The organism is Brachybacterium sacelli (assembly GCF_017876545.1).
Lineage (GTDB): Bacteria > Actinomycetota > Actinomycetes > Actinomycetales > Dermabacteraceae > Brachybacterium > Brachybacterium sacelli.
Window position 1 is genome coordinate 637,829 of the sequence record NZ_JAGIOD010000002.1, and the last position, 26,466, is coordinate 664,294.

The following is a 26,466-nucleotide window of genomic DNA, read 5'->3' on the forward strand; positions in this document are numbered from 1 at the left end:
CCCCGACGGGGATTCAGCGGGGTCATGGGGCGCGTGCGCACTGAGAAGAGAGTTCTTTGCGAGGGGTCACCAGCATGTCTGTCACCAGCGGTGTGAAGCGGCGCCGACGACGGCCAACCGTCGTCTCGAGCGCCGTTCTTGCTGTGGTGGCCCTGGTCGTGACCGGCTTCGCGATCCACTACCCGGGCCTGTCGTCCTCGGACGTCGAGGTCTCCGACGGGGGCGTGTGGGTCTCCAGCGCTGACGACCGCCTCATGGGCCGCCTGAACGTCGACGCAGGTGAGCTCGATGCGCGGCTGTCGATGACCGGCGACGACCTGGACATCGTGCAGTCCGGCTACCACGTGATCGAGACGGGGCCGCGGGGGATGACCCCGATCAACACGGCGTCCGTCCAGCGGGGAGGCCTGGTCGAGCTCCCCGAGAACACGGAGGTGAAGCTCGGCGGCGACCGCGTGGCCATTGCGAGCCCCGATGGCAAGGTCTGGATCCTCACGCCGGACGAAGCCGCCGCCTTCAGCGCCAGTGACACCGAGCCCACTTACGAAGCGGGCGGCAAGGCCCCGAAGATCGCCGTGTCCACCGAGGGCACGGTCTTCGTCCTGGACGGTGAGGAGCTGCTGCGCTTCCCCCGCACGGAGGACACCCTCGAGACCGAGCCGGACAAGCCGATCGAGGTCGGCAATGTCAGCACCAAGCCCGAGCAGCTGCAGCTGACGACGGTGGGGGAGAAGCCGGTGATCCTCGACAAGGAGAACCGTCTGCTGCGGGTCGGCACCGACGTCAAGGAGTACAGCCTCGACGAGCACGGCGCCACCGACCTCGATGAGGCCCAGCTGCAGAAGCCCAGCCCCTCCTCGGAGGACTTCGTCGTCGCCACCGAGGACACGCTCTTCGTCGTGCCCTTCTCCGGCGGCGCACCGCAGAAGATCGCGGCCGGCGGCACGGGGAAGCCGGTCGCGCCCGCCCAGGCCAAGGGCTGCGCCTACGGGGCATGGAACCAGTCCGTGAAATACGTGCGCGCCTGCGAGGACAGCGAACCTGTCCAGGAGTCGATCCCGGAGGCGGACAGCGACGCCGACCTCACCTTCCGCGTCAACCATGATCTGGTCGTGCTCAACGACCAGGAGTTCGGTCTGTCCTGGAAGATCGCCGAGAACATGGAAGTCGTCAACGACTGGAACATCACCCAGGACATCCAGACGGACAAGACCAAGGAGAAGGAGAAGGAGACCCTCACCACCACGATCTCCAACACCGCCGCCAAGCGCGAGGAGGAGAATCGGGAACCGACCGCCAACGACGACGAGTTCGGCGTCAGACCCGGCGCGAGCGTGGTGCTCCCGGTGACCCGCAACGACACCGATCCCGACGGGGACGTTCTGTCCGTCGCCCGGGAGGGGAGTCAGCCTGGCATCGGCACGGTGACACCGATCCAAGGTGGCACACAGATGCAGGTGGAGGTGGACGAGGACGCCTCCGGCAGTGCGAGCTTCACCTACAAGGCCGACGACGGGCGCGGCGGCACGGACACGGCCACCGTCTCCCTCGACGTGCGCGACGAAGGCGCGAACAAACCGCCGCAGGCCGTGGAGGACGCGACCACCAAGGTGCAGGTCCGGTCCGGCGAGGACATCAGCTTCAACATCAAGCCGTACTGGGAGGATCCTGACGGCGACGCGTTCTACCTCACCAACGCGAAGGCGGAGCCGGAGGACGTCGTCTCCTTCCAGCCCGACGGCCTGATCACGTTCAACGATGCCGGCATCGAGACCGGCACCAAGCAGATCCAGGTGGAGTTCCGCGACGAGAACGGCGACACCGGTGAGGGCACCGTCGAGGTCGAGGCGGTGACCGACAGCGACCTCGCCCCGATCACCACGGCGGATCACGCCAGCATCGTCACCGGACGGACGACGACGGTCAAACCGCTGGCCAACGATCTGAACCCCAACGGGGGCGAGCTCGAACTGACCAACGTCTCCGAGCCCGAAGGCCTCGAGGTCGACGCGGTCCTGGATGCCGGCACCATCAGGGTGTCCGGCCAGAGCCCCGGCACCTACTACCTGGAGTACACGGTCGCCGCCAGCGGGGCCAGCTCCGCCTCGCTCGGGATCATCCGCGTCGACATCGTCGAGCCCGCCTCGGACGACCTCGCCCCGGTCGCGGTCGACGATCTGGGCACGGTCACCACCGGGACCGACACCCTGATCGACCCGTTGGAGAACGACGTCGACCCCACCGGTGGTGTCCTGGTGGCGAACTCTGTCCAAGTGCCGGAGGACAGCGGCTTGAAGGCGACGGTCGTCGCCCACCACCTGGTGCGGGTGGAGGCCGAGCCCGGGGCCACGGTGTCCGAGGAGCCGGTCCCGTTGACCTACGAGGTCGCGAACTCCTCCGGGAGCACCAAGGGCACGATCCGGGTGATGCTGGCGAACACGGACACCCAGTTCGCCAACCCGATCGCCGTGCCCGATCGCGCCGTGGTGCGCGCCGGGGACATGGTCAGCATCGACGTCACCGAGAACGATGTCTCGCCGACGGACTCCGAGATGCACCTCGGGAAGATACTCGACCAGAGCGAGGCCGACACCGCGGGTCACGTCGAGTCGCACCAGGACCAGGTGCGCTTCCGGGCCGACGACGACGCCAGCGGCGAGGTGACCGTGACGTACCAGGTCGTCGACGAGACAGGGCGCGACGGAGCCGCGAGGGCGACCATCGAGATCGTCCCGCAGGACGCGGCGAACTCGCCGCCCAAACCCGAGAATCTCGAGGCCCGCACGGTCGCGGGCTCCACCGTGCGGATCCCTGTGCCGACCTCCGGCATCGACCCTGACGGGGACTCGGCGATGCTCACCGGCATCACCAGTCCCACGCCGCAGCTGGGTGAGGTCGTCAGCGCCAACGGGGAGTGGATCGAGTACAAGCCGTACGAGGATTCTTCCGGCACGGACAGGTTCCGCTACCAGGTCATGGACCGGTTCGGGGAGGTGGGAACCGCCGAGGTGCTGGTCGGGGTGGCGCAGCCCAATGAGATGAACCAGCCGCCCTATGCGGTCGACGACACCGTGGAGGTGCGGCCCGACCGCGAGATCCAGATCCCGGTGCTGGAGAACGACACCGATCCCGAGGGGTCACCCCTGAGCGTGGTGCGCGGCGACGTCGAGGCGATGACGGACATCGAGATCCCCGATCCCGAGGACGAGCAGATCGAGGGCGTGGTCACCGCGACCACGCCCGCGGAGCCAGGGACCCACTCCCTGCTCTACAGCGCGAGCGACGGCCAGTTGAAGAGCTCTGCCTCGGTGACCATCAAGGTCGATCCCGAGGCGCCGCTGCGCAGCCCGATCGCCCGTGACGACTTCGTCCCCGCGCAGCAGGTGATGGATCCCCAGCGCGAGTACATCGACGTCGACGTGCTCGCCAACGACTCCGATCCCGACGGCAGCACCTCCGACCTCGAGGTCACGCTGGAGGGCGACCCCGAAGGGGCCACCCTGCGCGGTGACGACACCGTGCGCGTGACACCGCAGGAAGAGCAGCAGCGCCTGCGATACGTCGTCGAGGACGTGGACGGTCAGAAGTCCGCCGGGTACATCTGGGTGCCGGGCACCGCCGAGCAGGCCCCGAAGTGGGTGGGCGATCCCATCGAGGTCAAGGCCGGCTCCGAAGCGGAGATCGACCTGTCCGACTCGGACAACGTGCGGCTGCGCCCCGGGGCCGAGGGCGCCCAGATCACCGATCCATCGCTGGTGACGGCTGCGCACACCGACGGCTCCGAGCTGGTCGTGGACGAGACGACGCTGCGGTACCATGCCGCTGACGACTTCACGGGTCGCGACAGCATCTCTGTCGAGGTCACAGACGGCGAGGTCGGTGACCCCGCCGCAGCGACCTCGACCCTGGCCATCCCGGTGGTCGTCACACCGGACGAGAACAATCAGCCGCCGACGCTGCAGGGCGCCGTGCTCGAGGCCGAGCAGGGCGAAGCCCAGGCGAGCGTGGACCTGGCCGCCACGGCCGAGGACCCCGAGGACGACGAACTGAGCTTCGAACTCGGGGACGTCCCCGAGGTCGAAGGGGTCGACGTGCGTCTCGAGGGCTCCCAGGTGATCGCCGAAGCGACTCCGCAAGCACCCAAGGGGACCGTCATGGACGTCCCGGTCTCGGTCAGCGACGGGACCAATCCACCGGTCACCTCGACCGTGGAGGTGACCGTCGTCGCCTCGTCCAAACCCTTGCTGGCCGCCGTGCTCGACACGGCGACGATCGACGCCGGGGACACGCAGCAGGTCGACGTGCTCGCCAACGACTCGAATCCCTTCCCAGGTGGGAAGCGGACCGTCGAGGACGCCAGCGTCATCAACGGCGACGGCGAGGTCGACGTCGAAGGGGACCAGGTCAGGGTGACGCCGGACGAGGACTTCCACGGGATCCTCTCCGTCCAGTACTCCGTCCTGGACGACACCCGTGACCCGGACAGGATGGCGACGGGCGAGATCCACGTGACCGTCCGCGGAACACCCGAGAAGCCGTCTGCGCCCCGCGTCGGTGACGTCGGGGACGGTGTCGTCGAGCTCAACTTCACGGCGGGCGCCGACAACGGCGCCCCGATCTCCGAGTACGAGGTGACCTCGGCCAGCGGTCCCAGCGTTTCCCAGACCTGCCAATCGACCTCGTGCACCATCGAGGGCCTGACGAACGACACCGAGTACACCTTCCAGGTCAAGGCGATCAACGCGGTCGGACCCTCCGACAATTCGGCGCCCTCGGCCGAGGCCCGCCCGGACGTGCGACCGGAGAAGCCGGATCCGCCGTCGGCTGAGCGCGGGGACTCCCAGCTGAACGTGTCCTGGAACGCTCCGGTCAACCGGGGCTCTGCGATCCAGCGCTACGACCTGCAGATGCAGGACACCTCGACCGGGGAGATCCAGACGCAGGAACTCGAGGCGGCCTCCACGAGCACGGTCTGGACGGAGCTCACCAACGGCACCGATTATCGCTTCCGGGTGCGGGCGCACAATCTCGCCGAGAAGCCTTCGGAGTGGTCCGCATGGTCTCGGGCGGAGCATCCTGCCGGCAAGCCGGCAGCTCCCGCCGGTACGGCGACGGCCGAACGGATCAACGATCCGGTGGGCGGCGGCGTCACCGTCTCCTGGCCCGAGATGACCTCGGCGGAGGCCAACGGAGAGCCGATCACGCAGTACATCGTCAAGTCCTCGTCCGGACACACGCAAACGGTCTCCGCCGGCAAGACCTCGGCGACCTTCCGCGGCCTCGATAAGAACTCGAAGCACACCTTCTCCTACCTGGGCGTGAACTCCGTCGGCAAGGGCGGTTCCTCCGGGGCCTCGAACGAGGTGGTGCCATGGGCCGTGCCCTCCGCTCCGACGGGCGTGGAGGCGTCGCTGCCCGGCAAGGACCCGAACGGTCGCGCCAAGGTCTCGTGGGCCAAGGCCGACGGCAACGGCACCTCGATCAAGGACTACGTCATCACCTGGAGCGGCGGAGGGCGCGCGGTCGTCGACGCGTCGAAGACCTCCTACACCGCGACCGGACTGAAGAACGGGAAGTCCTACACCTTCAAGGTGCAGGCGAGGAACCGCTTCAAGGGCGGTGAGAGCGGCCTGTCGAACCCCTCGAACTCGGTGACCCCGTACACGAAACCGGCCAAGCCGACGGTGAACACCTCCTCGGGCAACTGCAAGGGAGCATCGGCGTGCCCGGTGACGCTCAAGGCCGACGCCTCCGGGTCGGACGGCGGCGGCGGGGGCAAGACCCTGCAGGTCAGAGTCGACGGCGGATCCTGGAAGAATGCCGGAGGCACGTCCTACTCGACGACGATCGACGCGAAGTCCGGATCGTCGCACAAGATCGAGGCCCGGGTGAAGAACGGCAAGGGCCTGTACAGCGGTTCGGTGTCGAAGAGCAAGAAGGCCCAGACCTACACGCCGCCGAAGCCGAAGGTCGCCGGCGGGGGCCCGAAGTGGGGTACCAAGGGAGGCGCGAACAATGAATCGGGGTGCACATCGAACCGGTGCACCTTCTTCGATATCTCGTTCGAGAATCTCGAACCCGGCAAGTCGTACCACGTCGTCTACGGCAACGATGGGGATGCCGACTGGGCGAACTACGACATCGTCGCCGAGGCCGACGGCCGGGCGAGCTCCCCGTCGAAGCACTTCTACGGGTATTGGGAAGAGACCGGCAACCCCATGGTGGTCAAGGTCGACGGCAAGGACATCGGACACTATTACGCACCTTGATCGCGACCTCCTTCAGCCGCCGAACGACCACATTTCCTCCTCCTCCGACTGAAAGCAGAGCAGCACCGTGAGCATGACCCCTGAACAGGCCCGCTGGTTCGCCGACACCTTCGACAAACTCGTCCAGAGCGTGGGACAGGCCGTCCTGGGCAAGAACGAGGTGGTCCGCCTGGTGCTGACCGCCATGATGGCTCCCGGCCACGTCCTGCTCGAGGACGCGCCCGGCACCGGGAAGACGTCGCTGGCCCGCTCCATCGCCGCGACCGTGCAGGGCACCAGCACCCGCATCCAGTTCACCCCCGACCTGCTGCCCTCGGACGTCACGGGCGTGACGATCTACGACCAGAACACCAAGGCCTTCGAGTTCCACAAGGGCCCCGTGTTCGCGAACATCGTGCTGGCCGACGAGATCAACCGCGCCTCGCCGAAGACCCAGTCCGCCATGCTCGAGGTCATGGAGGAGGGGCGGGTCACTGTCGACGGCGTGACCCACGAGGTCGGCAACCCCTTCCTGGTGGTCGCCACCCAGAACCCCATCGAGCAGGCCGGCACCTACCGGCTCCCGGAAGCGCAGCTGGACCGCTTCCTCATGAAGACCTCGCTGGGCTACCCGGATCACGCCTCGAGCGTGCAGATCCTCCAGGGGTCCGCGCTGCGCGACCGTTCCAGCCAGCTCAGCCCGCGCATCTCCCTGCAGGCCGTCAACGACATGACCGAGCTGGCCTCGACCGTGCACGTGGACCCGGCCGTCCTCGAGTACGTCTCCCGCCTCATGGAGGAGACCCGCCTGGCCCCCGAGGTGCGCGTCGGCGTGTCCATCCGCGGCGCGCTCGCGCTCATGCGCGCGGTCAAGGTGTGGGCAGCGGTCAACGGTCGCCACTATGTCGTCCCCGACGACGTCAAGCATCTCGTCGAGCCCGTGTGGCTGCACCGCTTCGTGCTCGACCCCGAGGCCGAGTTCGCGGGCACCACCGCCCAGAGCGTCATGGCCAAGATCCTCAGTGAGGTGGCGCCTCCCCAGGCGCGTCAGCAGTCCGCATGAATCCCGAGACGTCCCTCCCCACCGACACCGCCGACGCCAAGGCCGAGGCGAAGAAGCGGCGCGCCGCCGCCAAGGCCGAGAAACGGGCGGAGGCGCGAGGTCGGCGCGGCCGGAGCCAGGACGGCGCGGATGGCTCGCCCGCGGACGGCGAGTCCTCGGCCGACGGGTCGGGTGGGGCCGCCCCGTCGCGCAGGACCGGTCTGGCCGGCTGGAGAGATCGCCTGGTCGGGCTGTGGATGCGGTACGTCCACCCGGTCCTGGACGTGGTCTCGCCGATCGGCTGGTCGGTCCTCGCCGTCGCTGTGACCTGCTGGGTCCTCGGGCTCCTACTGCACCTGACGGAGCTGAACGTCGTCGCCCTGGTGCTCACCGTGCCCCTCGTGGTCGCCGGCCTGTTCGTGCTTGGCAGGTCCAACTACAAGGTCACCCTCGACCTGCAGACGCATCGCGTCGTGGTCGGCACGCGTGCCGTGGGGCGGGTCGAGATCGCCAATCCCACCCAGCGGCCGATCCTGCCCTCTCGTATCGAACTCGCCGTCGGCTCCGCCACTGCCCAGTTCATGGTGCCCCGCCTGGACGCCGACGCCGAGCACGAGGAGCTGTTCGCGGTCCCCACCAAGCGCCGCGCGGTCCTGGTCGTCGGCCCGGTGCGCTCGGTCCGCGACGATCCTCTCTCGCTCATGCGCCGCCAGGTGACGTGGGCGAAGGCGCAGGAGCTCTACGTGCACCCGCGCACCGTGCGCCTCGACGAGGCGGCCAGCGGCTTCCTCCGCGACCTCGAGGGGACCCCCTCCTCGGACCTCTCCAGCTCCGACATCGCCTTCCACGCCCTGCGCGACTATGCGCCCGGCGACGACCGGCGCCATGTCCACTGGCGCACCACCGCCCGCACCGGCAAGCTGATGGTCCGCCAGTTCGAGGAGACCCGCCGCTCCCACGTGGTGGTGGCGCTGGACAACCTGGCTGAGCACTACGCCAGCGACGAGGAGTTCGAGCTCGCCGTGTCCACCGCTGCCTCGATCTCCGCCCAGACCATGCGGGAGGAGAAGGAGCTGACCCCGTTCTCCTTCGACGAGCGCCAACGCACCGGCACGTTCCGCCAGCTGATGGACGACTACACCGTCGCGGAACCTCTCAAGGAGAAGATCTCCTTGCATGAACTGGGCCAGAAGGCCACTGACCTGGCCGCCAACGCCTCCGCGGTGATGATGGTGGTCGGTTCCCACACCACGGCGCGGGAACTGAATTCCGCCGCCAACCAGCTTCCGATCGGGGTGATGGCCGTGGCGATCCGTTGCGTGGACGATGCAGAGGTGAAGCGCTCGGCGATCGGCAGCCTCGACGTGGTCACTCTCGGCTCGCTCGAGACCCTGGCCCGCGCACTGAGGGCGGTGGGACGATGACGTCGCCGAGCACCCGGGCCCAGCGCCCCACCTACTTCTCGAGCGTGCCCAACGGCCGCCGCGCGGTCGACATCGCCGTCCTGGCCGTCCTGTTCCTCCTGGCCCTGCTCGGCTTCCAGACCGTCTACGGCGGGATCCAATATCTCCTGACCGGGATCATGGCGATGGTCTTCGGGATCCTCATCGCCCTGGTCGCGGCCCGCTTCCGTTGGGGGCCGCTGCGGATGACGCCGGCAGTGCTCCTGGTGTACTTCCTGTTCGGCTCGATGTTCGCAGCGCCGACGCGGGCGATCTGGGGCGTCGTGCCGAGCCTCGGCTCTCTGAAGGAGCTGCTGTTCGCACCGGTCACCAGCTGGAAAGCCGCGCTGACCGTCGCCCCGCCGGTCGGCTCCGCCCAGGGCGTGCTGGGGGTCGTCTGGATCGGCGTGCTGGTGCTGACCCTGCTGGGCACGACGGTGGTGCTGCGCACCCGTTTCTACGTACTCGCCTGGCTGTTCCCGATCGCGCTGGTGCTGCTCTCGGTCGTATTCGGCACTACCGACGTGTTCTGGCCGGTGCTGCGCGGCGTGCTGTTCGCGGTCGTCTCCGTGGGGTGGCTGACCTGGCGCTTCGAGGGTGCGCGCCTGGACAGCGCCCAGTCCACGATCATCTCCGACACCGTGCGACCGGGCTCCTGGAAGAACCCGGTGCTGCGGCGGCGCGTGATCGGAGGAGCGGTGATCATGGCGCTGGCCGTCGGCCTCGCCGCCGGCGCCCAGTCGCTGCTCGACCCGCCCGAAGGCACAGTGCGCTACGCCCAGCGCAATCACGTCACCCCGCCTTTCGACCCCCACGACTACGTCTCCCCGCTGACGGAGTTTCGCGGCTATCTCAAGCATCAGCGTGAGGAGGAGCTGTTCACCATCACCGGCGTGGAGGGCGGGTCGAAGGTGCGTCTGGCCACGATGGACCAGTACAACCTGCAGGTCTACGACGTCGCCGGGAGCCGTGACGAGGACAGCGCCTCCGGTGCCTTCCTGCCCACCGCCACCGGGGTGAACTTCCACGAGGCCGGGCCTGACCAGCGCACCTCGACGATCACGGTCGGTGCCTACTCGGGCGTCTGGATGCCCACGCTCGGTGAGCGCACAGATCGGATCGACATCGACGGGATGCCGATAGATCGGGAGGGCGCGACCGCGGAGAACCTCTACCTCAACGAGAAGTCCCAGACCGCGGTGAACTCCTCCGGCGTCCAGCAGGGCGACACCTACGATCTGCGCTATGAGCCGTACACGCCGCTGACGACCGAGGAGATGAAGACGGCGCACTTCGCCGACATCGAGCTGCCACCGAACTCACGGATGGATCAGATGGCCGTGGCCGCGGAGGAATGGGCGGGAACCTCGGACTCCGACTACGAGCGGTTCGGCAACCTGGTGCGGGGCATCAAGGCGGAGGCGTATTACTCGAACGGGCTCGGGGAGGACGCCGCCTCCCTGCCGGGCCACGGGGCGAGCCGTCTGCTGGCGATGCTCGAGCCCATCGGGTTCGACGAGGAGAGGGACGACGCCCAGCCCTTCGGCAAGATCGGTGACGAGGAGCAGTTCGCCGCGCTGACGGCCGTGATGGCCCGGTCGATCGGCATCCCCGCACGGGTGGCGATGGGGTTCCAGGTCCCTGAAGGCCAGGACGGCACCGTCTCCGTCACCGGCGAGGATGTCACCGCCTGGGTCGAGGTGCCCTTCGAGGGACACGGCTGGGTGCGCTTCGACCCGGCGCCCGAGGAGGACGAGGAGCCCACGCAGCCCGAGCCCAAGGAGGTCGAGGAGCCGCTACCGCAGGTAGCGCAGCCGCCGCCCCCGCCCGCCGAGCCGCCGAGCCCGCCGCCGGGCGCGATGAGCGATGACTCCGACGACGACGAGGACGAGAACGACGAGTCGACCTCCTGGGTCGTCTACGCCGCCTACGGGATGCTCCCGATCGTGCTGGTGGTCCTCGCCGCCGTGGCGGTCGTCGTGGCCAAATCGGTCCGGCGTGACCGCCGCCGCACCCGAGGCGGGCTGCCGGACCGCGTCGACGGCGGCTGGCAGGAGATCCTGGACCTGATGACAGACCTCGGGCGCAAGCCCGACCCGATCATGACCAGGGCCGAGACCGCCGCCCGATTGCACGCGGACCTGCCCGAGCTGGGAGCTCTCACCCTTGCCGGTCGCGCCGATCGAGCCGTCTTCGGCCCGGACGACCTGTCCGAACCGGCGGTCGAGGAGTACTGGTCCCACGTCATGACGGCCCGTGATGACATGACGGCCGCGGTGCCGTGGCACCGGAATCTGCGGGCCGCGATCTCCCTGCGCTCCTTCCGCAGCCGGTCCCAGGACCGCCGGGCGGATCAGAAGCGGGTGCGGGCGACCACTCGCGCCCGGGAGAAGGCCCAGCGCCGTGCCGAGGCGATGCGCCGTCGGCGGTCGTCGCTGCGCAGCATGCGGAAGAACAGAGCGAAGAAGTCGTCGAGGAAGGGCCCGTCCTGATGAGCCAGACGCGATACTGCAGCACCTGCGGGACTCTGCTGACCGAAGGGGCCGCGATCTGCGGCGAGTGCGGTGCGCGCTACCAGGCCTCGCCCTACGAGCGCCGCGCCACCGATGCGCCCGGGGCCTGGTCCACGCAGCCGAAGGCCCGCCCCCGTGACCTCGGGAAGCAAGAGGAGGCGCCGGAGGAGGACGAGGGGATCGAACTGATCTCCCGCGAATCGCTGACACCGAAGGAGCCCGGGGCGACGACTTTGCGGTCCCGGGAACAGTACGATCAGGTGATGGTCACTCAGCCACCGATGAACCAGAACGGTCCCGGAGCCTCCTCTGGCCAGCCCAGCGGTCCCGGGTCCCCGGTCTCGGCGCCCGCACCGGCACCGGCCCCCGGCGCCGCGGGACCCGTGACCGGGCCGGGCCGGGACATGGAGCCCCCGCTCGACGGCTGCACGCCGGCTTCGCCGCTCAAGCGCCTGGTGGCGGCGCTGATCGACGGGGTGATCGCGAGCCTGGTCACGATCCCGCTGATGATCGGCATCATCCTGCTGGTGACGCAGGATCCCAGTGCCGTGCTGCCGTACATCCTGATCGGCGTGGGAGTGGCCCTGCCGCTCGCGTACTCGATCCTGATGATCTGGTTGTCCGGCTCCAAGGGATTCACCCTCGGCAAGCTGATCATGGGGCTGCGGATCACGCGGTTCAGCGAGGGCGGGGGCATCGGATTCCTGCGCGCGCTGGGTCGCTGGGTGCTCTACGGGATCATCTCGTGGCTGATGGCGCTGTCGATCTTCATCGACCCGAAGAAGCTGCTGCGCGGCTTCCACGACCGGGCCATCGACTCCGTGGTGGTCGACATCAAGGCCGGCCGAAACCCGTTCTTGCCGCGCCGCGACGACTTCGAGCGTGCGAGCGACGAGCACTACCTGGGTTCCTCCTCGGTGGCCGTGAGCACCCACGAGAACCTCCTGGCCGAGCCGGGCTCGGCGTGGCGCGACGGTTCCGCAGGCTCTTCGACCGGGCAGCCGGCCGAAAGCGGTGCCTGGGGCTCTGACGCACCAGCCGGCGCGAGCCCGTACGCCCCCTCGGCCTCGAGCGGCTCCTCGGCCGCCGACGCGCCGATCAGCGCCTCGCCGTGGTCCTCGGCCCCGCCGGCCCCGGGCCAGGAATCCTCCGCGCCGGCGCCCCACGGTGCCGGCAGCGCCTGGGCACCTCCGCCGGTCGATCCCGCCGCCCAGCCCTCGTGGGACGCGCAGGCACCTGCGCAGGGTCAGCCCGAACAGCAGTGGGGCGAGGGTGCTCCGTCGGCCCAGCCGGAGCAGCAGTGGGGTCAGCAGGCCCCGGCGCCGGCGACGTCATGGGATCAGGGCCAGCAGGCTCCGCCTCCCGCCCCGTCCGCGGGGCAGGGCGACTGGGGCCCGTCATCGGCTTCCCCTCAGCCGCCCGCGCCCTCCTACGGCGAACCTTCCCAGCAGCCCTACCAGGGCCAGGCTCCGCAGCAGCCTGCGCCGTCCTACGGCGATCCGGCCCAGCAGTCGTACCAGGCTCCCGTTCCCGGAGCGGAGTCTGTCGCGGGTACCCCTGCCCCCGCCGTCGGCCCGAGCAGCGCTCCGAACGAGCTCACCGGCGATGCCTGGGGCGAGGTCGACGATTCCGTGGACGAGCAGACGCGTCTGACGGTGCCCGAGGAATCGATCGAGGACCTCGAGCAGACGCGCGTCTCGGCGGTGACGCTGCCGTCCGTCAAGAAGCTGCGTCTGACCGCGGACGACGGTGCCGATCGGATGGTGGACAAGGCCGTGGTGATCGGTCGCAACCCCGCCTCCGACGGCCCGGAGGTGCTGTTCGTGCTCCAGGACGGGACCCGCTCGGTCTCCAAGACTCACCTGCGCATCGACGGCACCGGCGATGACGTCGTCGTCACCGATCTCGGCTCGACGAACGGCTCGACCATCCTGCGCGCCGACGGGTCGCGCGAGAACCTGGTCCCGAACTCGCCGACGGTCCTGCCCACCGGAGCGCAGGTCACGTTGGGTGACCGGACTCTGTCCGTGGAGAGGGAGCAGTGATCGACCGGTCCCTGTCGGATCCTGATGCCCACGGAACGATCCGCGTCGTCTCTGCCTCCGCGACGCACGTCGGGCACGTGCGGGCGACGAATGAGGACAGCATCCTCGAGGCCGCACCGATCTATCTGGTCGCCGACGGCATGGGAGGGCACAACGCCGGCGAGGTGGCCAGTGCCATCGCGGTCGAGGAGTTCGAGAAGCTCACGATCCAGGAGAACGTCACCGTCGAGCAGCTCGGTGAGGCGCTGAGCAGCGCCGCGGACCGGATCGGTGAACTCGGGGGAGAATCCACCCTCGGTGCCGGCACCACCGTCGCCGTGGCCGCCACGATGGTCCTGGACGGCATCGGCTACTGGGTCGTGCTCAATCTCGGCGATTCACGCGTGTACCGCCTCTCGGACGAGATCTTCGAGCAGGTCAGCGTCGATCATTCGGTGGTCCAGGAACTCATGGATCGCGGCGAGCTCACCGTCGAGGAAGCGCGCGTGCACCCGTATCGGCACATGGTGACCCGGGCGCTCGGCGCCGGCCCGGAGTCCGATCCCGACTACTGGCTGATCCCCGCCGAAGTCGGCGACAGGATGCTGATCTGCTCCGACGGGCTCACCGGAGAGGTCGACGACGCCACCATCGAACGCAAGCTCCGCGGCCCCGCCGACGTGCGCACCATCAGCGAGGACCTGGTGCGTCTGGCCCTGGACGGCGGCGGTCGCGACAACGTCAGCGTGGTCGTCGTCGAGGCGGTCGAGGTGATCGGTCTGTCCCTGGCCTCCGAGGACACCGCCGGCAGCAGCGCCGACTCCGCGGACGAGGAGTTCGAGGTCGACGAGGACACCCTGCCTCGGGCGATCACCGAGGGCGGGAGCGGCGGTCGATGAGTGAGGAGACCGAGGCGGTCGGCCCCGCGCCCCTGCTCGGATTCGGCACCTGGACCCAGCAGGGCCCGGCGACGCTGGTCGTGCGCGAGGCGGGCTGGGCGGTCCTGGTCCCCGGGACGCGCAAGGAAGTGATCGAGGCCGCCTGGACGGTGCTCGGGAAGGTCCCTGCCGCCGAGGACCTCCTCGACACGATGGTCGAGGAAGCCGGGCTCGAGAGCGCCGACAAGCTGACCGCGTTCCTGTTCGCCGTCGTCGACGGCACCACCGCCACCGTCGGGGTGAAGGGCAAGACGCCCCTCGCCGTCTACACCGCGGAGGGCGCCCAGCTCGTCGCCGGAACCGATGAGGAGCCTTTCGTCCTTCGGCCCGTCGAGGGCCTGCGCCGCATCGCGTTCGGCGATCTCCCCGCCGAGGAGCCCGTCGGCGCGCCACGGGTCTCCTCGGGTATCGCCCGGGTGCGGGGTTTCGTACAGATGGCCGTCGATCCCGCTGACCTGGACGAGACGGCACGCGCCGCGCTCGCCGAACAGGTCGCGAAGGACGGGAGATCGATCGAGGACCCGGAGGCCAAGAAGCGCCGCGCCGAGAAGCCGGCTCCCGCTCCCCGCCCGTCGACCGGGCCGTCATCGTCGAGCCCATCGTCCTCGAGCTCCGCGGCGTCCAAGCTGGCGACGGCGGGCAGGAAGTCGGGGGAGATGCCCCCTTCGGTCTCCCGCGGCGGGTCCTCCCGTGCCGCGACCCCGGAGCCGGCGTCCGACGGACCCAACATGTTCGACGGCCTGTTCGCGGAGGCGAAGCCCGCGGCCCCGGCCGCCCCCTCCGGCCCCGCGACGGGTGGGGCCGCGTCCCCGACCGCGAGCGAGGGGACCGCCCCCCAGCAAGCTGGGTCGACGGGAGAAGCGGCCGCGGACGGCGGCCAGGACCAGGCGACTGCCGAACCGCCGGCCGCCGCGTCGACGACGACGGCTGCGCCCTCCGCCGTGCCCGCTGCGCCGGCACCGCAGCCTGCCACGGAGGCCGTTCGCACAGAGAGACCCTCCGAGGCACCGTCCGCACCGAAGACGGAGACGCCGCGACGCCGCCTCGTGAGCACCTCGCTGTTCGATCGCAAGCGACGCGGGGAGAAACCGGAGGGCGCGCCATCGGCTGAATCCGCGGCGTCCACTGTCGACGGGCCCGCGCCCGCGGCACGCCCCGAATCGACCACGTCCGACGGACCGACCTCCGCGACCGAACCCACGGCGACGGCTGCCCCGGAGCCGACGAGCACGCCTGCCCCGGACGTCTCCGGCGCAGCAGCCCCGCAGCAGCCGGACTCCACCGCGCCCGCGGAGCCCGGTTCCACCGGTCAGGACGACACCAGCAGCCCGGCCGCCGAGGAGCCCAGCGCTCCGGCCGACGACGCCGGCGACAGCGGCCCTGGTGCGGGAGCGCCCGACTCGGCAGCCGGCGCGGAGACGCCCGTCCCGGAGACCTCGCAGGCATCGGGGCCCGCCGCTGCTGAGCAGCCTGCGGTCCCGGCTACGCCGGCACTCCCCGCAGCAGGATCACCCGCGTCCGCGGCGAGCCCTGTCCCGTCGGCCTCGGTCCCCACCCCTGAACCGCCCGAGGAGGAGGAGTTCGTCTCCTCGGACACGCAGGTCGCCCCGCTCGAGACGGAGTCGGATCCCGATACGGAGGCGGACGACGGAGCACCCGTCACCCAGATCGCCCCTATCGATGACGGCGAGAGCGAGCAGGACGAGCCCGAGGAGCCGATGCGCACCCCGGGCCCGCGTCCCGTCGCCGCTGCCGACCCCTCACCCACCGAGCTCGACAACACCGGTGCCTACGACGACCTGTTCGGCAAGACCGTCTTCCGACGGATCGAGGACGCCGCCGTGCGGCGCGCCGAGGAGGAGGACGAGGGCGGCGAGGCGAGCACCTCCGACGAAGGCTCCGAGGCGCAGCCGGACCCCGAACCAATGCAGGAGGAGCCCGACACGGAGGACTCCGAGGCACCCGCGCCCCCCGAACCGGCATCGTCGTCCGCCGGCGGTGACTTCATCGATTGGGTTCCCGGCGTCGGCCGCCAGGCCCCGGAGATCGCCCAGACCGCGGCGCGCCGGGCCGCGGAGCCGCCACGTCCCGCACCCGCCTACCCGCAGGTCCACATGGCCGACCGGCCACCGGCGCCGCAGCCCGGGTCGCCGGGCGCCCCCGCATCGGCCGGGAGCGCGGACTACGGACAGGTGTCTCCGGGCAGGCCCGACGGCCAGCTGTCCCCGAATCAGCAGTTCTATGGCCAGCAGCCCCATGGCCAGCACCAGCCGAGCGAGCAGCACCCGGGTCAACAGCCCTACGGACAGCAACAGGCTCAGCAGCCCCCTGGTCAGCAACAGGGTCGGCGGTCGCCGGGGGGACAGCCCCACGGTCAGCCGATGACCAGTGGGTACGCCGGTCAGCAGGTCGGTGACCCGGGTCAGGCCGGGCCCACGCCGCAGCACGGCAACGCGCAGCTCGATCCCGCATCGGCGGGGAACCGCCTCGGATACCCGCATGCGCAGCAGCCCGCGGCGCCAGGGAGCCCCTCCCCGCGACCGGGCCAGCAGGTCGGCGGTCAGTTCCCGGGCGCGCAGTCCCCCGGCGCAGGGGCTCCGCCACCCCAGGGCGCCGCCCCGCACCCCGTGGCACCCTTCGGCCCCCCGAGCCACTCGCGGCAGCCGGCCGGTGGCGACCCGCGCGGCAGCGGGCCTCCGGCCACCTCCGCCTCGCCGGCCACCTCCGCCCCGTCGGCCTCCAGCACCGGACAGCCCACCGGCGGCGCGGTGACCCTCTCCGGCCTGGTCTGCCCGAACGGCCACGCGAACTCCCCGGAACGCTCGGCGTGCCGAGCCTGCGGTGCTCCCTTGCAGGGAACGCCGCGCACCGTCGCCCGACCGCCCCTGGGGGCCATCGAGCTCTCCACCGGCGAACGGGTCGTGCTGGACCGCTCCGCGATCATCGGACGTCGGCCCCGTGCCTCCCGCGTCAGCGTGAACGACGTCCCGCAGCTGATCACCGTGCCGAGCCCGCAGCAGGACATCTCCCGCTCCCATCTCGAACTGCGACTGGAGGGATGGCACGTCGTCGCTCTCGACCTGGGCACCACCAACGGCACCACGCTGTACCGCGAGGGCGCCGACCCGCTGCGCCTGCGCTCTCGTGAGGGCGTCGTCCTGCACGACGGGGACCTCCTCGATCTCGGGGACGACGTCCGTCTGCGGATGAGGGAGCGTGCATGAGCAACCGGCCTCCCTCTCCGCCACCGCGCCTGCCCGGTTACGAGTACGAGCAGATGCTGGGCTCGGGCGGCTTCGCGGACGTCTTCCTCTACCGGCAGGCGCGCCCGCAGCGTCGGGTCGCGATCAAGGTCCTGCTCTCGAACGTGCTGGACGAGTCGGTGCGCCGGCAGTTCGACGCCGAGGCGAACGTGATGGCGCAGATGTCGACCCACCCGTCGATCGTCACCATCCATCAGGCGGAGGTCTCCGACGACCACCGGCCGTACATCGTCATGGAGTACTGCCCGCGCCCGAACTACGGGATGCGCTTCCGCAAGGAACGGATCACCGTGGCCGAGGCCCTGCGGGTCGGAGTCCAGATCGCCGGGTCGGTGGAGACCGCCCATCGCGCCGGCATCCTCCACCGTGACATCAAGCCCGCGAACATCCTGGTCACCGATTACAGCAGACCCGCGCTGACCGATTTCGGCATCTCCATCGCCACCGCCAAGGGGCATGACGTCGAGGACTCCCAGGGCATGTCCATCCCCTGGTCGCCCCCGGAGTTCTTCGCCGACCCACCGCGCGCCGACGTGCGCAGCGACGTGTTCTCCCTGGCCGCGACCGTCTATTCGCTGCTCGCCGGGAAGACCCCGTTCGAGCGGCGCGGACAGCGCAACACCGCCTCCGATCTCATCCACCGCATCGCCGCGGAGCCGCTGGAGCCCCTGGACCGTCCCGACGTGCCCCCCGAGCTGAACCGGGTGCTGTCGATCGCGATGGCGAAGGACCCCTCGGGCCGCTACGACACCGCGCTCGCCTTCGGCCGTGGCCTGCAGCAGGTGGAGCTGGCGCTGTCTCTGCCGGTGACCCAGATGGACGTCCTCGACGACCGGGGCACGCCGGCTGCGCACAGCACCGATGACGACGAGATGGACATGCACACCCGGATCCGGAAGGTCGCCACGGTCGACCCGGATTCGGGAACCACCGCGCACGGCGGGCGTCGCCGGCTCGATCCGTTCGACGGTGTGGCCCCGGCGCTCGGTCCCGCCTCGTCCGCCGGATCCGCTCCGGCGAGCTCGGCGTCCTCGTCCCCCGGCGAGTCGACCCAGCTGCGTCCCGCCGGAGCGCCGGTGTCCTCGGGTCCCTCGCCGTTGGCACCGCCGGGTGCCCGGCAGGAGGTGGAGGAGAAGCCGCGGACCCCGGCCTGGCCGTTCGTCGCCCTCGCCGGGGTGGTGATCGTCGTGATCGGTGTGGGCGCGACCCTCGGGGTGCGGTACTTCGTGGCCCCCGAGGACCAGGAGCGGGAGTCGATCTCGATCAACACCCCGGACGACCCGGTCGAGCCGCCGGGGAAGCCGACCGACATCGCGGTCGAGACCGTCGCCCCCGCGAAGGGCGGGGGCGTGACGGCGCGTGCGCGCGTGGAATGGGCGTACCCGCCGGATTTCGAGGACGGAGACCACTTCCGGGTGCACTGGAAGGACATGCCGGAGAACTACGAGAAGTTCGATGCGTGGCACGACGTGTTCGGCCGGAACTCGAAGGTGCTCGAGGTGCCCCCGGGCATCTCGACACCCTGCGTCGAGGTGGTCACCGTCGACGACAACGGCGGCGCGAGCGCTGCAGGGGAGGCCTGCCTGGAGAGCGGCTGACCGGTAGCGTGCACGGAGAGAGGGTCGGGCAGCTCGCCGCGACCTGGTGAGCTGGGACGACAGAGGGGAAGGCAGACGATGGCGTCGACGATTTCGGTCGAGTTCTGCGGTGAGTGGTTTCGTGTCGACGAGGGGGAGGAGCTGACGATCGGGCGCGAGGCCGATCTCAACGTCGACGAGGACAATCCCTTCCTGCACCGTCGTTTCCTCACGATCGTCCAGGTCGAGTCGATGTGGTGGCTGGCCAACATCGGCTCGAGGCTGTCGGCGACGATCACCGACGGCTCCGGATCCATGCAGGCCTGGCTGGCCCCGGGGGCCCGGATCCCGCTGGTCTTCGACGAGACCAAGGTCGTCTTCACCGCGGGGCCGACCACCTACGATCTCGCCGTCCATGCCGACTCCCCGGAGTTCGCCCGCACGGCCGGCCCCGACGACCCGGCGGGGGAGACCACGGTCGGCTCGGTCCAGCTCACCCCGAGCCAGAAGCTGCTGATCCTCGCCCTCGCCGAGCCGATGCTGACCCGAGAGGGTTCGGGGATGAGCTCGGTGCCGACGTCGGCCCAGGCCACCAAGCGGCTCGGCTGGCCGATGACGACGTTCAACCGCAAGCTGGACAACGTCTGCGACAAGCTCGACCGACTCGGGGTGCGGGGGCTGCGCGGCGGCCCCGGCAAGCTGGCCAGCAACCGCCGTGCCCGTCTGGTCGAGCACGCGGTCTTCTCGCGGCTGGTCAGCTCGGAGGACCTGCCGCTGCTGGACCAGTCCCAGGAGGAGGACGACGACTGATCTCGGAGGACGGAGATCGCTCAGGATGGATCAGGACAGATGGAGATCGGCTGAGGAACCGTGAGTCCGGTGTCGAGGACCGACGACTGGACGGACAATGAGGCAACGGGCCGCCCGGACGGGGTGGCACGCGACGGCGGGCGAGGAGCCCGCCAGGGGGAGGACGACGGATGCGCATCAAGCTCACGCTGCGCAGGCCCGAGGACCGGCTGACGGATCTCGAGGTCACGGCAGACGCCACGGCATCAGTGGCCGATGTGGCCAATGCGCTGTACCTGGCCGATCCGCTGCGCGATGACGTCGAGCCCCCCACGGGCCTGACCCTGCAGGTCCAGGACCCGGGTGCAGGCCCGGGCGCCAACGGCGTCCGGTCGGTGGACCGCGAGATCGACCTGATCCAGGCCGGTCTCCGGTCCGGCAGCGTGGTCTCGATCGCGCGCTCCTCGCAGGAGTTCGCCACGCGCTCCGAGTCCCGCGGGGCGGCCGTCGCGCTCATGAGGGTGCTCTCCGGTCCCGAGGCGGGGCGCGAGTTCCCGCTGCCCAGCGGCTCGAGCGTCGTCGGCCGCGAGGGCGATCTCGACATCCGCATCGCCGATCCGATGCTCTCGAAGCGCCACGCCCGCATCAACGTCGGTGACTCGATCGAGATCGTCGACCTCGAATCCTCCAACGGTGTCGTCATCGGCGGGGAGCAGGTCCAGCGTGCCGTGATCGGTCCGGCCGACACCGTCCTGATCGGCCAGACCACCTTCTCCGTGATCGCCCTGCACCGCTTGGGCGGCACGGCGCCGAGCTCCCCGGTGGTCGAGTTCAACCGGTCCCCGCGCGTGGTGCCCCGCTTCCCCTACCGGCCGCTGAAGTCCCCGACGCCGCCGAAGGAGCCGTCCCCGCAGTTCTTCCCGATCTTCATGCTGTTCGCCCCGATCCTCATGGGCGGCCTCATGTTCTCGATCACCCGCAGCCCCTTCTCGCTCATGTTCGTGTTCATGATGCCGATGATGGCCACGGCCGGGTACCTCAACCGCAAGTTCCAGGCGAAGAAGCAGCTCGAGCAGCAGATCCGGAACTTCGAGGACGGCCTGGCCTCCCTCAAGCGGCGGGTCACCGCCGCGCAGGATCTCGAGCGTGCGGTACGCCTGGTCGAGACGCCGTCGGCGGCAGACACGGTCGATGCGGCCTTCCGGCTGGGGCGCCTGCTGTGGACGCACCGGCCCGAGCACAATGCCTTCGCCACCGTGCGTCTCGGCCTCGGGGTGGCGGAGTCCCGGGTGGGCATCGAGATGCCTGCGGAGAACGATGCGATCCCCAAGTATTACGACATGCTCGATGACATGCATGAGGAGTACAAGATGATCGCGGGGGTGCCGATCGCCGCGGAGCTGCGCTCCGCGGGTAACATCGGTGTCGCCGGCGGCGGGGAGGAGGCCGACGGGGTGGCCCGCGGCATCGTCACCCAGATGTTCTCCCTGCACTCGCCGGCGGAGCTGGCGATCGCCGGGATCACCTCGCGCTCCAGCCGCAGCATGTGGGAGTGGCTGAAGTGGCTGCCCCACACCTCCAGCCCGCACTCCCCGCTGCCCGGCGACCACCTCGCCGACACCCCGGGCCGCTGCACCTCGCTGCTCGCGCGGATCGAGGAGCTCATCGAGCAGCGAGCCGGCGATGCCCCGCCCGCTCTGCGCACGCCGATCACACCCGACGTCACCCAGGAGCCGGAGATCCCGCCGGAGCCGGTCACGCCGAACCTCGTGGTGGTGATCGAGGACGACGCCCCCGTCGACCGCGCGCGTCTGGTGCGCATCGCCGAGCGCGGGCCCGACGTCGGCGTGCACGTGATCTGGTGCGCCTCCAACGTCGCCGCCCTTCCCGCCGCGTGCCGCACCTACGTCGCCGTGGAGGAGGCCGTCGAGGGGGCGAGCGCCGGGCACGTGCGCCTGGGGGAGCGGTTCTACCCGGTCGCCGTCGAGACGGTCTCGGTCGAGGTGGCCGCCGGCGTCGCCCGGCACCTGTCCCCTGTGGTCGACGCGGGCGTGCCGATCGACGACGACTCGGACCTGCCCCGCGCGATCTCCTATCTCAAGCTCGGCGGTCTGCAGATCGCCGAGGACCCCAACTACATCATCGAGCGGTGGAAGGAGAACAATTCCCTGACCCCGCGGGACGGCTCGGAGCCGCAGCGCCGCAAGCACGATGCGAACCTGCGCGGCCTGATCGGCCACAACGGCCAGGACTCCTTCCATCTCGACCTGCGCACCAACGGCCCGCACGCGCTGGTGGGCGGCACCACTGGTGCCGGCAAATCGGAGTTCCTCCAGGCCTGGGTGATGGGCATGGCCACGGCCCACAGCCCCGACCGGGTGACCTTCCTGTTCGTCGACTACAAGGGCGGCGCGGCCTTCGCCGACGCGATCGAACTCCCCCACGCGGTCGGTCTGGTCACCGATCTCTCCCAGCACCTGGTGCGCCGCGCCCTGACCTCGCTGCGCGCCGAGCTGCACTACCGCGAGCACCTGCTGAACCGGAAGAAGGCCAAGGACCTGGTCTCGCTGGAGCGCACCGGCGACCCCGAGGCCCCGCCCAGCCTGATCATCATCGTCGACGAGTTCGCGGCGCTGGCCAAGGAGATCCCCGAGTTCGTCGACGGCGTCGTGGACGTCGCCGCCCGTGGTCGGTCCCTGGGGCTGCACCTGATCCTGGCGACCCAGCGGCCCGCCGGCGTCATCAAGGACAACCTGCGCGCGAACACCAATCTGCGCATCGCGCTGCGGATGGCCGACGAGGCGGATTCCAAGGACATCCTCGGCGACAAGATGGCCGCCCATTTCGACCCGGGCATCCCGGGGCGCGCGGCCGCGAAGACCGGGCCGGGACGCATCGCGACGTTCCAGACCGGATACGCGGGCGGCTGGACCACGGACGAGCCCGAGCGGGCCCGCATCGACATCGTCGAGAAGGACTTCGGCACCGGGGAGCAGTGGGACATCCCCGCCCCGCCCACCAAGGAGGTCAAGGACCCCGGGCCCAACGACATCAGCCGCGTGGTCCACACCGTCATCGGTGCGGCGGAGCAGGCCGGGGTCCCCGCCCCGCGCAAGCCGTGGCTGTCCGAGCTCGCCGACGCCTACGACCTCTCGCGCCTGCCCACCCGGCGCACCGACGAGGAGCTGCTGCTCGGCGTCATGGACGTCCCCGAGGACCAGGCTCAGCCCACCATCTCCTACTACCCGGACCGCGACGGGAACATGGCCGTCTACGGCACCGGCGGCTCGGGCAAGTCGACCACGCTGCGCACCATCGCGATCTCCGCGGCCTCGACCGTGCGCGGCGGCCCCGTCCACGTCTACGGCCTGGACTTCGGCGCCTCGGGCCTGACGATGCTCGAGGACCTCCCGCACGTCGGCTCGATCGTCCCCGGCGACGACGAGGAGCGGGTGATCCGCCTGCTGCGCACCCTGCGCGAGCTGATCGACGACCGCGCCCGGGAGTTCGCCAAGGTCCGTGCCGGATCGGTGGCGGAGTACCGCGAGCTCTCCGGCGCGCCGGAGACCCCGCGCATCCTGCTGCTGGTCGACGGCATGGCAGCCTTCCGCGAGGCCTACGACTATTCGAACCTCACCAAGTGGTTCACGGCCTTCGTGCAGATCGCGACCGACGGACGCCAGGTCGGTGTGCACGTGATCGTCACCGGCGACCGTCCCAGCGCGATCCCCACCTCGCTGGGCTCCTCGATCCAGCGACGCCTCATCCACCGCATGTCCAACGTCGACGACTACGCCGGTTTCGGTGAGCCCAAGGACGTGCTGGACGGCAACTCGCCGGCGGGGCGCGCGATCCTGGCCGGGCACGAGATGCAGGTGGCCGTGCACGGCGGCGACGCGAACGTCGCCATCCAGTCGCGGGAGGTGGCCAAGCTCGCCAAGGCCATGCGCCGTGCCGGGGTGCCCGAGGCCCCGGAGATCAGGCGTCTGCCGGAGCGGGTGGAGTTCTCGGAGCTGCGCCCCGTGGTCGAGGGACGGCCCACCCTGGGGCTGGCCGACGAGACACTCGCCGAGATCACCTACGAGCCCCGCGGCGCGTTCATGGTCTCCGGCCCGATGGGGTCGGGCCGCACCACGGCGCTGCTGACCATCGCCTCCGGTCTCAAGAAGATGGAGACCCCGATGCGCCTGGTGCGATTCTCCTCGCGCCGCACCCCGCTGACCGGGCTGCCGGTGTGGGACGTGGAGGGCTCGGATCCCGAGACCGTCCGCGAGCTCGCCGCGCAACTGCGCCAGACCATCGAGTCCGGCGCGGTCGGCGAAGGGCGACTGGCCCTGTTCATCGACGGCGTCGCCGACTTCACCGGCAGCGGCGTGGAGAACGACCTCGACAAGCTGATCCGGGCGAGCACCCGGGAAGGACAGTTCGTGGTCGGCGAGAACGAGTCGGCGTCGTGGTCGCAGGCCTACGTGCTCGCGCAGCCGTTCAAGGCCGGCCGGCGCGGTCTGCTGCTCCAGCCCAGCGACATGGACGGCGATTCGCTGCTGGGGACGAGCTTGGGGAGGATCCGTCGGGCGGACTTCCCGGCCGGTCGCGGATTCCTCATCCACAGCGGGCGCGCAATGAAACTGCAGGTCGCACAGATCACGGGCTGAGGTCTCCGCACCCGCGCCGAGGCGTGCGGGCCCCGGGGATGCCATGCACGGGCGCCACCGTCAGGCCCCGGAGGGAGCGTCGTCCCCATGGGGACTCCTCCCCATGGTCCGTCCCGGCGGTTCGCTCTACAGTGTGGATGTCGAACACGACGGATGGGCCGGTGCACCGGAACAGGGCGCGGGCGCGAGACACCAGGAAGGGGAACCCAGCCGTGAACGCCACGAAGGGTATGAATGTCGAGGAGGTCCGGCGCATGTCGGGCCAGCTGCGCGAGGCCGCCGAGGAGATCACCCGGATCGAGCAGGAGCTCACCTCGGGCCTGGAAGGGGTCGACTGGACCGGGCCCGACGCGGACCGCTTCCGCGGCCAGTGGTCCGGAGAGATGGTTCCCGCCCTGCAGCAGATCATGAACTCCGTCAACGAGCTGGGGGAGTCGGCGGATCGCAACGCCGCCGAGCAGGACGCGGCCTCCACCAACTGAGAATACCCCGCGCAGGTCTCGCGACGGCTCACGGAAGCCCGGACGGATGAACCGTTCGGGCTTCCACCGTCCCTGATATCTTTGTCGCCGTCACCGGTGGGAGGAACGGAGAGTTTTCATGGCCAAGAGCATCTCGTATCCGAGTGCGGACTTCCCCGGTCCGCCTCGGATCTCTGTCGAGGTCCCGGACGACTGGGAGACGTTGACGGTGCCCGGGGTGCAGCTGGCCGTCGCCCAGCCTCGCATCGAGGGGCAGTTCCGTGCGAACGTCGTCGTGACCGTGCAGCGCTTCGGCCCCGACTTCACCCTCGAGGCGGCCAAAGAGGGCCTCGAGCAGCGCAAGGCGGCGCTGCCCGAGCTCGAGGAGCTCGGGACGGGGGACATCGACGTGGAGGGGACCACGTGGATCGCCAGCGAGTACGGCTACACGCAGCCGGGCCGGCCCACCGTCGTGCAGGCCGCCCGGTACACGGTCCTCGACCGCGGTGGCGTGGCCATGGACGTGCTGGAGATCGTCGGCAGCTGCGGCGCGGAATCGGCCGAGGACGAGATCGAGGTGGTCCGCACCATCCAGGACTCGGTGAGCGTCGACCCGACCTGACGACGCCCCCTCGCGCGGCACCTGCCTTCCTCCTCCGGCCCCGGACCTGTCTCAGCAGATCCGGGGCCGTCCGTGTCGGGGCGGGCTGGTCCGCAGGCGGTCGGGACGGGCAGAGGGCGGCGGTACGGGGAGTTCGGTACGGGGAGTTCAGCACGGGGAGTTCTCCCCATCGACCCCCGTGAGGTCCGCGTCTAGGGTTGGGTCATCACCTGGAGGATGGGTGGGGATGATGACAACCACGACATGGAGGACACCATGAAGAAGGGTATGACGCCGGAGGCCGTCGAGCAGATGGGTACTCAGATCACCGAGGCTGGTGAGCAGGCTCGTCAGATCTACACGCAGGTGCAGTCGCGTGTGTCCGAGCTGGATTGGACTGGTGAGGATCGCGATCAGTACGTGAATGAGTTCGAGAGTGAGCTGGGTCAGCTGGTTGATCAGCTGGTGCAGCGGACGACGGAGTTCTCGGATCGTGCGTCGCAGAACGCGAACGCTCAGCGTGAGGCTTCTTCCTGAGTTCTCTCGGGAACTTTCTTCTCTTTCTCTGATTTCAGTTCTGTTTTTTCTTTAAGGGGTATGTGATGGCTTTCAAGGGTATGAATCCGGATGAGGGTCGTGAGGTCGCGACTGCGATCAATGATGCCGGCTCGCAGATTCTCGACGCGATCAACAATGTCACCAGTGCGGTGAACTCGGTCGAGTGGGTCGGTCCGGACTACGACTCGTACCAGGATGACTGGAACTCGTTCGTCTCCGGTCCGGTGTCGAACCTGGTCGATGGGTTCCAGCGTCGTTCGGAGCTGATGAACCAGCACGCTGAGGAGCAGGACACCACCTCGAATCAGCAGTGATCGCCTGACGTGGCGCGTTGAAGGCCCCGTTCCCCCGTTCG

Annotated in this window: 14 protein-coding genes; all 14 read left to right on the forward strand. The window is 69.9% G+C overall.

What is annotated here, in order from left to right; all coding sequences use genetic code 11:
• Positions 1-74 precede the first annotated feature (74 nt).
• The 14 genes from JOF43_RS17110 to JOF43_RS17175 all read left to right on the forward strand — a co-directional run bounded on the left by JOF43_RS17110 (position 75) and on the right by JOF43_RS17175 (position 26,425).
• Positions 75-6,269, forward strand: coding sequence for an Ig-like domain-containing protein (locus tag JOF43_RS17110; RefSeq protein ID WP_209904234.1), 6,195 nt, complete (start codon positions 75-77; stop codon positions 6,267-6,269).
• A gap of 67 nt (positions 6,270-6,336) precedes the next feature.
• Positions 6,337-7,311: an AAA family ATPase gene (locus JOF43_RS17115; RefSeq protein WP_209904237.1), complete on the forward strand. Its 975-nt coding sequence runs from the start codon at positions 6,337-6,339 to the stop codon at positions 7,309-7,311.
• Entirely contained in the window at positions 7,308-8,714 is a 1,407-nt protein-coding gene (locus JOF43_RS17120; RefSeq protein WP_209904238.1) for a DUF58 domain-containing protein, read from the forward strand. The genes JOF43_RS17115 and JOF43_RS17120 overlap by 4 nt, the downstream gene beginning before the upstream one ends.
• Positions 8,711-11,224: a transglutaminase domain-containing protein gene (locus tag JOF43_RS17125; protein ID WP_209904240.1), complete on the forward strand. Its 2,514-nt coding sequence runs from the start codon at positions 8,711-8,713 to the stop codon at positions 11,222-11,224. Before JOF43_RS17120 ends, JOF43_RS17125 begins: the two co-directional genes overlap by 4 nt.
• Positions 11,224-13,290 (forward strand): RDD family protein, encoded by a 2,067-nt coding sequence (locus JOF43_RS17130; RefSeq protein WP_209904242.1) that lies wholly within the window; start codon positions 11,224-11,226, stop codon positions 13,288-13,290. The genes JOF43_RS17125 and JOF43_RS17130 overlap by 1 nt, the downstream gene beginning before the upstream one ends.
• Positions 13,287-14,168, forward strand: a complete 882-nt coding sequence (locus JOF43_RS17135; protein WP_209904244.1) for a PP2C family protein-serine/threonine phosphatase — start codon at positions 13,287-13,289, stop codon at positions 14,166-14,168. Before JOF43_RS17130 ends, JOF43_RS17135 begins: the two co-directional genes overlap by 4 nt.
• Positions 14,165-17,431 (forward strand): FHA domain-containing protein, encoded by a 3,267-nt coding sequence (locus JOF43_RS17140; protein ID WP_209904245.1) that lies wholly within the window; start codon positions 14,165-14,167, stop codon positions 17,429-17,431. Before JOF43_RS17135 ends, JOF43_RS17140 begins: the two co-directional genes overlap by 4 nt.
• Entirely contained in the window at positions 17,428-19,068 is a 1,641-nt protein-coding gene (locus JOF43_RS17145; protein WP_209904247.1) for a serine/threonine-protein kinase, read from the forward strand. The genes JOF43_RS17140 and JOF43_RS17145 overlap by 4 nt, the downstream gene beginning before the upstream one ends.
• Before the next feature lie 78 nt (positions 19,069-19,146).
• The gene (locus JOF43_RS17150; protein WP_209904249.1) at positions 19,147-19,857 is read left to right on the forward strand and encodes an FHA domain-containing protein; all 711 of its coding nucleotides are present in this window, start codon (positions 19,147-19,149) and stop codon (positions 19,855-19,857) included.
• 170 nt (positions 19,858-20,027) lie between these two features.
• Complete coding sequence (locus JOF43_RS17155) at positions 20,028-24,491, forward strand: type VII secretion EssC family protein (protein WP_209904250.1); 4,464 nt, start codon at positions 20,028-20,030, stop codon at positions 24,489-24,491.
• Positions 24,492-24,703: 212 nt separating this feature from the next.
• The gene (locus JOF43_RS17160) at positions 24,704-24,973 is read left to right on the forward strand and encodes a WXG100 family type VII secretion target (protein ID WP_342592222.1); all 270 of its coding nucleotides are present in this window, start codon (positions 24,704-24,706) and stop codon (positions 24,971-24,973) included.
• Positions 24,974-25,091: 118 nt separating this feature from the next.
• Entirely contained in the window at positions 25,092-25,574 is a 483-nt protein-coding gene (locus JOF43_RS17165; RefSeq protein ID WP_209904252.1) for a hypothetical protein, read from the forward strand.
• A gap of 255 nt (positions 25,575-25,829) precedes the next feature.
• Positions 25,830-26,090, forward strand: coding sequence for a hypothetical protein (locus tag JOF43_RS17170; RefSeq protein WP_245354594.1), 261 nt, complete (start codon positions 25,830-25,832; stop codon positions 26,088-26,090).
• A 65-nt stretch (positions 26,091-26,155) separates the two neighbouring features.
• A complete protein-coding gene (locus JOF43_RS17175) occupies positions 26,156-26,425 on the forward strand; it encodes a hypothetical protein (protein ID WP_245354595.1) in 270 nt (89 codons plus the stop codon).
• Positions 26,426-26,466 lie beyond the last annotated feature (41 nt).